Annotated in this window: 7 protein-coding genes; 2 read left to right on the forward strand and 5 right to left on the reverse strand. The window is 59.5% G+C overall.

Annotated features, from left to right (window positions below):
* Positions 1-7: 7 nt before the first annotated feature.
* The 3 genes from HF921_RS00005 to purH are packed head-to-tail and all read right to left on the reverse strand — an operon-like array spanning position 8 to position 3,377.
* On the reverse strand, positions 8-517 hold the full coding sequence (locus HF921_RS00005) for an L-threonylcarbamoyladenylate synthase (protein WP_215893063.1): 510 nt from the start codon (positions 515-517) through the stop codon (positions 8-10).
* 15 nt (positions 518-532) lie between these two features.
* Complete coding sequence (purD, locus tag HF921_RS00010) at positions 533-1,798, reverse strand: phosphoribosylamine--glycine ligase (RefSeq protein ID WP_226834227.1); 1,266 nt, start codon at positions 1,796-1,798, stop codon at positions 533-535.
* 13 nt (positions 1,799-1,811) lie between these two features.
* Positions 1,812-3,377, reverse strand: a complete 1,566-nt coding sequence (purH, locus tag HF921_RS00015) for a bifunctional phosphoribosylaminoimidazolecarboxamide formyltransferase/IMP cyclohydrolase (protein WP_215892683.1) — start codon at positions 3,375-3,377, stop codon at positions 1,812-1,814.
* Between the two features lie 385 nt (positions 3,378-3,762).
* Here purH and HF921_RS00020 point away from each other — a divergent pair, with 385 nt between their 5' ends.
* Both HF921_RS00020 and HF921_RS00025 read left to right on the forward strand, forming a co-directional pair.
* Entirely contained in the window at positions 3,763-4,554 is a 792-nt protein-coding gene (locus tag HF921_RS00020) for an oxygen-binding di-iron domain-containing protein (protein ID WP_064219039.1), read from the forward strand.
* A gap of 12 nt (positions 4,555-4,566) precedes the next feature.
* Complete coding sequence (locus HF921_RS00025) at positions 4,567-4,923, forward strand: roadblock/LC7 domain-containing protein (protein ID WP_064219040.1); 357 nt, start codon at positions 4,567-4,569, stop codon at positions 4,921-4,923.
* A gap of 85 nt (positions 4,924-5,008) precedes the next feature.
* Here the strand turns inward: HF921_RS00025 and kdpC are convergent, their stop codons facing one another.
* Both kdpC and kdpB read right to left on the reverse strand, forming a co-directional pair.
* Positions 5,009-5,620, reverse strand: coding sequence for a potassium-transporting ATPase subunit KdpC (gene kdpC / locus HF921_RS00030; protein ID WP_215893064.1), 612 nt, complete (start codon positions 5,618-5,620; stop codon positions 5,009-5,011).
* A 12-nt stretch (positions 5,621-5,632) separates the two neighbouring features.
* Positions 5,633-6,781 (reverse strand): potassium-transporting ATPase subunit KdpB (gene kdpB / locus HF921_RS00035; RefSeq protein WP_215893065.1); only part of this gene is annotated, 1,149 nt, incomplete at its 5' end.

Below are 6,781 nucleotides of genomic sequence, written 5' to 3' on the forward strand. Positions count from 1 at the left end.
TGGGCCGTCAACACCGCCCCAGCCGGGCCGGTAATATCCACAGGGAACGACCAAAATAGCGGTACAAGGTGCGCAAGTCACGGGCTGGTTGTTGCCCTGCCGGATTGGCGCTGGTGGAGACTATGGCGCCGCCAAAGGCGTGGGACAAGGCGACGATGGCCGGGTGGGTACTGATCCGCACTGCGATGCTCTCATGGCGTCCGCGTATCCAGAAAGGGACTTTCGGTGTGGCGGGAAGTACCAGTGTCGTTCCAGGCCAGAGCTGTGCCGGCAGTGCCGGGTCTATTCCTTGCGCAGACCAGTACCGCCGGGTTTCTGCCACCCGGCCTGCTACCAGAAGAACGCCTTTATGTTGTGGACGCCTTTTGAGGACCAGAACCCGGCGTAGCGCGCGGCGTTGGCGCGGGTCGCAGCCCAGTCCCCAGACTCCTTCCGTAGGATAGGCGATGACTCCACCGCGCCGTAAATGCGCTATCCCCCGGCGAATATCCTGTCGACGCGGATGACGAGGTAGCATCAGTCGAAAACGCGATCAGGCGCGCCGCAGGCCACGGTAGCCGATGTCCTGCCGATACTGCAAGCCTGGCCAGCGGATATCGGCGACGGCGGCATAAGCCCGCTGCTGTGCGATCGACAAGCTTTCTCCCAGTGCCGTGACGCCGAGCACCCGGCCACCAGCCGTGATGACGGTGTCGTGCTCTGTCGTAGTCCCGGCATGGAAGATTTTGACAGTATCCCCCTGCGTCTTATTGAGACCGAGAATGGGGTCACCTAGCCGCGGATGATCAGGATAACCCGCAGTGGCCAGTACGATGCAGAGGGCAGCGCGACTGTCCCAGTCGAGTGTCTTCGGCAGTGGATCGTCGCGGGCCGCGGTCAGCAAAAGCGTATAGAGATCGGAACGCAAACGCATCATCAGCGCTTGTGTCTCGGGATCGCCTAGCCGACAGTTGAACTCCAGCACCTTGGGCCCGGCGGGACCGATCATCAGGCCGGCATAGAGGAAGCCGCAGTAGGGCGTACGGTCCGTCATTAACCCTTCTGCCGCGGGGCGCATCACTTCGCGTAACACCCGCTCACTCATGGCAGTATCCAAGATGGGGGTTGGGGAGTAGGCACCCATACCACCGGTATTGGGGCCCCGATCGCCGTCGCGCAGGCGTTTGTGATCCTGTGACCCCGCCAGCGGTAGGACTTGACCATCCGCCACAATGGCGATGAAGCTGGCTTCCTCACCTTCCAGAAACTCCTCGATGACGATGGGGCCCCATTGCAGGAACGCGCGTGCCGCAGCTTCCGCTTCTGCGCGCGCCAAGGCCACGACGACCCCCTTACCAGCCGCCAGGCCATCGGCTTTGACCACCACCGGCAACGGATGGTCACGCAGGTAGCCGAGGGCCGCGCCGGCATCGGTAAAACGTCCGTATCGGGCGGTAGGAAGACCGTGCCGCTCCATGAATGCTTTGGCGTGGGCTTTGCTGCCCTCCAACATTGCTCCGGCGGCATTGGGACCGAAGACCGGAATGCCGGCCCGGCGCAGGGCGTCACCCACGCCCGCTACCAATGGAGCCTCGGGACCGATGACGACCAGCGCGATGCCCAACGCATGGGCGGCGGCGACCACCTGATCGACATCCGTCGGCTTCAGGGCCAGATTATGGACTTTGGCCTCCGCCGCCGTACCGGGATTGCCGGGCACGCAGTAGACCTTCGCCACTACCGCTGACTGGGCCAGTTTCCAGGCGATGGCATGTTCGCGTCCGCCACCGCCGAGGACCATGACTTTTGCATCCATCATCTGCGTCCCCTCCTCAACCATGCCGGAAATGGCGCACGCCGGTAAAGACCATGGCGATGCCGTGTTCATTGGCGCTGGCGATGACTTCTTCATCACGGATGGAGCCGCCGGGTTGGATAATCACCTTTACGCCCGCCGCCGCCGCCGCATCGACCCCATCGCGGAAAGGGAAAAAGGCGTCAGAAGCCAGCGCCGCGCCGCGCAGATCGAAGCCTAGTTCCAAGGCCTTGGCCGCGCCGCACCTGGCTGCGTCTACTCGGCTCATCTGCCCCGCACCGATGCCGATGGTTTGGCCTTCGCGGCCATAGACAATGGCGTTGGAGCGCACGTATTTGCCGACCCGCCAGACAAAGGCCAAGTCACGGGCCTCCTGTGTCGTCGGCGCGCGTTCCGAGACCACTTTCCAGTCCGCTTCCGCTTCGATGCTCTGGTCAAAGTCCTGTACCAGCAGGCCGCCGCGCACGCGTTTGTAATCCCAGCCTGCCCGCCGCCAGGCGCGACCATCGTCGAAGGCGAGTACGCGCAGGTTTTTCTTTTTGGCCAGAATGGGCCGGGCGTCGGGCGAAATAGTGGGCGCCAGCACCATCTCGACAAATTGGCCGCTCACGAGTTCAGCGGTTTGGGCATCCAGCGGCCGGTTACAGGCGATGATGCCACCAAAGGCGGATACCGGATCGCCGGCCCACGCGCGCTGATAGGCACTGAGCAGATCCAGTCCCACGGCTACGCCGCAGGGATTACCGTGCTTCACCACGCAACAGGCGGGTTCGGCAAATTCCATCACCAGCGCGACGGCGGCATCACCGTCCCCGATGTTATTGTAAGACAACTCCTTGCCTTGCAATTGACGGGCGTTCGCCAGTCCGCCGCCGCTGCCGTCGCGGTAGAAGGACGCGGTCTGATGGGGGTTTTCACCGTAGCGCAGGTCCTGGACCTTTTCAAATTGCAAGGACAGGGTCTGCGGGAAGATTGTCTGGCTGCCATCGGGATTGAATCTGGAAAGATAGTTGGCGATAGCGCCGTCATATTGCGTGGTGTGGGCGAAGACCTTGGTAGCCAGACGGAAGCGGGTGTTGGCACCGATGCCGCCGTAACTCTGTTCCATCTCCTGCAGTACGGCGGGATAGTCATCGGGGTCGACGAGGACGGTGACGTTCTCCCAGTTCTTTGCCGCCGCACGGAGCATGGTCGGGCCACCGATGTCGATGTTTTCGATGGCTTCTTCCAGCGTGCAATCGGTACTGGCGACAGTCTCGGCAAAGGGATAAAGATTGACGCAGAGGAGATCGATGGCGGGAATGCCATGTTCGGCCATTTGCCGGACGTGACTACTGTTGCCGCGCTTCGCCAGCAGCCCGCCGTGGATTTTAGGGTGCAGGGTTTTGAGGCGGCCCTCCAGCAGTTCCGGGAAGCCGGTGTAGTCGCTCACTTCTTGCACCGCGACACCATCGGCCATCAAGACCTTGGCGGTGCCGCCGGTAGAGAGTATTTCCACGCCGAAATCCTGCAGCCGCCGGGCAAATTCCACGATGCCCCGTTTGTCGGAAACGCTGATGAGCGCCCTCGTTATCTCACCCATAAATTCCACGACCTCTGAAAAAGTGGCAGTTCAAAATAAAAAAGGCACGATCAGGAGACCTGTCGTACCCAAACCTCCTGATGGAGGGAGCGTTCTGATTCGCGCTGCGCTGATTCAGCTCAACTGAATGAGCCGCATTGTAAAAGAGGTATCGCCGCTATGCAAGCACGGCCAAGCCCCGGCACTCAGCCCGACAGGCCCAATCTCATCCATCAGGATTCCCGTCTGGGTGAAAAAACCACCCAGACGGGTTGCTGTGCGGGGTCGCTTTTTGATAGTGTGCTTAAAGAACAATAGTATGAAATAATGCTGTTATATTTATAGCGTTTTAATTCTGTTGCCCTGCTTAATGGCAGGGCCGGTATCACCTGCATAGGAGCCCATAATGCCACAGTTGCTGTATGACGACGGAACGCATAAATGCATTGCCTTCACCGATCTGGTGGAGGGCGAGGGGATTCAGGCCAATCAATTCCTTATTGTCAATAATGGGGAAGGGATGCTGCTCGATCCCGGCGGTAACCTCACATACAAGAACTTGCTGGCAGAGATGGCGAGCTATTTCCTGCCGGCGCATCTCGATTATGTATTTGCCTCTCACGAGGACCCGGATATTGTTGCCTCTGCCAACGGTTGGCTGCTGATCACCGATGCGAAGATCCTCATCGCCAATGAATGGACCCGTTTCCTGCCGCATTTTTGCTCGAAGGGGATGACCGCAGGGCGGGTCATCGGCATTCCGCCGCAGGGCATGAGAGTCAATCTGGCGGGGCAGGCACTCTTTGTCGTGCCCGCGCATTACATGCATTCGGTGGGCAATTTCCAGGTTTACGATCCGGTGAGCAAGATTCTGTTCTCCGGAGATCTGGGTGCCAACCTGGTCAGTGGGCATGATGCCTCCAAGGTGATCGAAGGTACAGAGGCCTTCCAGGCGCATCGCGCTGGGTCTGGCATGGATGGCTTCCACCGTCGTTATATGGGAGGCCAGAAAGTCTGCAGACTCTGGACCAATATGGTACGGGGTATGGATATCGAGTGGATTGTGCCGCAGCACGGCGCATCCTTTAAAGGACGGGAGACGGTCACGGCTTTCCTCGACTGGTTCGAGGGGCTGGAATCGGGACCTGATCTGTTGACCCAGAAGGACTTTCAGTTTCCTATTCCCGAGAATCTCTGAAGGAGGTGCATCTTGAATCAGGACATGTTTGACGATCTCAATGCGCAGCTAGACGCCATGTCGCCAGAAATACAAGGTGCCGCGCTGATCTCCAGCGAAGGGGCGGTGATTTTTCAGAAGGGAGAAACGATAGCGGACCAGAGTCTTATTGGTATCGCCGGGGCTGCCGTTATGCGTCTTGCGGAGCATATCAGTTCTGGTCTTGCCGATTGCCCGGCACAAGAGATCAGCATTCGCTGTGGCAGGCATACGGCACTCTTTGTGCCGGTGGGAGCGGAGGCGATCCTGATGCTGGTACTCTCAGCGGATACGGATACACGTCCTTTGACGAAGGCTATCCCCGGTATGGTTTCTGCGTTGGGCCAATAGAATAGAAAGAATAGAAGATGTTGTGTCATAAAGCATTGCGTTATGACGGCATCCGATCGCTCATCACTGCCGATCACTTTGGTTTTTATCTTGTCGTGAGGGAGCCCGTTGCCACCTGCGCGGTGACATATCGCTCATGCAACGCGAGGTTGAGTTTCACGACATTGACCACCGGTTCGCCGATGAAGCCCAGCAATGGTTGCGTCGTGTTTTGCTGGACCAGATGGCGCAAGGTCACGGTGTTGATACCGCCAGCCTGCGCAATGCGCGAGATTTGGTAGAGCGCCGCAGCAACGCTGATATCCGGGTCCAGACCACTCGCGGAAGACGTCACGAGATCCACCGGAACCGGGCCTTTCTCGGCAGGGTCCGCGGCTTGAAGGGCCTTGATCCGCGCCGCCACATGCTGTGCCAGAACCGGATTGTTCGGGCCCAGATTGGAGGCACTGGACCCCGCCCCGTTGTAAGGCATCGGTGAAGTTGCCGAAGGACGGCTCCAGAAGTACCGCGCTTTACGGAAATACTGGCCGATGAGGCTAGAACCCACGACCCGTCCATGCTGGCGAATGAGTGAACCATTGGCCTGGTGGGGAAACACCACCTGGCCGATACCCGTCATCGCCAGGGGATAGATCAGACCGGTCATCACGGCCAGAACCAGGAACAGCAACAGCGCGGTTTTGATGTCTTTGATCATGGTGTCATTCTCCTACAGTACAACCAGCAGCATGTCGATCAGCTTGATAAAGATAAATGGCGCAATAATGCCGCCCAATCCATAGATCCACACGTTGCGGCGAAGAATGTGCTGCGCCGAGTCCGCGCGGAACTTGATGCCCTTGAGGGCCAGCGGAATCAAAAAGGGGATGATGAGGGCGTTAAAAATGACCGCCGCCATGATGGCATGGGCAGGCGAACTCAAGCCCATGATGTTCAGCGCGCCTAATTGGGGATAAGTCGATACAAACGCCGCCGGGATGATGGCGAAGTATTTGGCCACATCGTTCGCCACGCTAAAGGTGGTGAGGGCGCCGCGGGTCATCAGCAGTTGTTTGCCGATTTGGACGATCTCCAGCAGTTTGGTGGGGTTGGAGTCCAGGTCGACCATGTTGGAGGCTTCGCGCGCCGCCTGAGTACCACTGGCCATGCAGAGACCGACATCGGCCTGGGCCAGGGCCGGCGAGTCATTGGTGCCGTCCCCGGTCATCGCGACCATGTAGCCCTCATTCTGATACTCGCGGATGCGCGCGAGCTTGGTTTCCGGTTTGGCCTCCGCGAGATAGTCATCGACCCCGGCCTCGGCGGCAATGGCGGCGGCGGTCAACGGATTGTCGCCGGTCACCATGATCGTGCGGATACCCATCTCTCGCAATTCGGCAAAGCGCGATTTGATGTCGGCTTTGACAATGTCCCGCAACTCGATGGCCCCCAACACCTCGGCGCCGGAACATACGGCCAGTGGTGTCGCACCGCCACTGGCGATTTTCTGCACCTCGGCATCCAGTTCCGCTGGCCAGGTTCCTCCCAGCGACCGAACCCATAGCTTCATGGCGTCGGGAGCTCCCTTACGCAAACGCTGCCCATCCCAGTCCACTCCACTCATGCGCGTCTCGGCGCTAAAGGCGATCAGCTTGGCATCGGGCGGCAATATCTCCCGGCTTTGCGGGTAATGTTTTTCAGCAAGGGTCACGATACTTTTGCCCTCCGGCGTCTCATCGGCCAAAGAGGCACGGCGGGCCGCCTGCGCAAGGGTTTCCTGAGTGACCGCAAAAACGGGGTAAAACGCCGCTGCGGATCGGTTGCCGTAGGTAATGGTGCCGGTTTTATCGAGGAGCAGCACATCCACGTCCCCCGCCGC

Source organism: Acidithiobacillus ferriphilus, from assembly GCF_018854775.1.
GTDB lineage: Bacteria > Pseudomonadota > Gammaproteobacteria > Acidithiobacillales > Acidithiobacillaceae > Acidithiobacillus > Acidithiobacillus ferriphilus.

Bases quoted from the DNA above. Each gene is read 5' to 3' on its own strand.
- HF921_RS00005 (WP_215893063.1), bottom strand. From the start codon at position 517: ATGCTACCTCGTCATCCGCGTCGACAGGATATTCGCCGGGGGATAGCG.
- purD (WP_226834227.1), bottom strand. From the start codon at position 1,798: ATGATGGATGCAAAAGTCATGGTCCTCGGCGGTGGCGGACGCGAACAT.
- purH (WP_215892683.1), bottom strand. From the start codon at position 3,377: ATGGGTGAGATAACGAGGGCGCTCATCAGCGTTTCCGACAAACGGGGC.
- HF921_RS00020 (WP_064219039.1), top strand. From the start codon at position 3,763: ATGCCACAGTTGCTGTATGACGACGGAACGCATAAATGCATTGCCTTC.
- kdpC (WP_215893064.1), bottom strand. From the start codon at position 5,620: ATGATCAAAGACATCAAAACCGCGCTGTTGCTGTTCCTGGTTCTGGCC.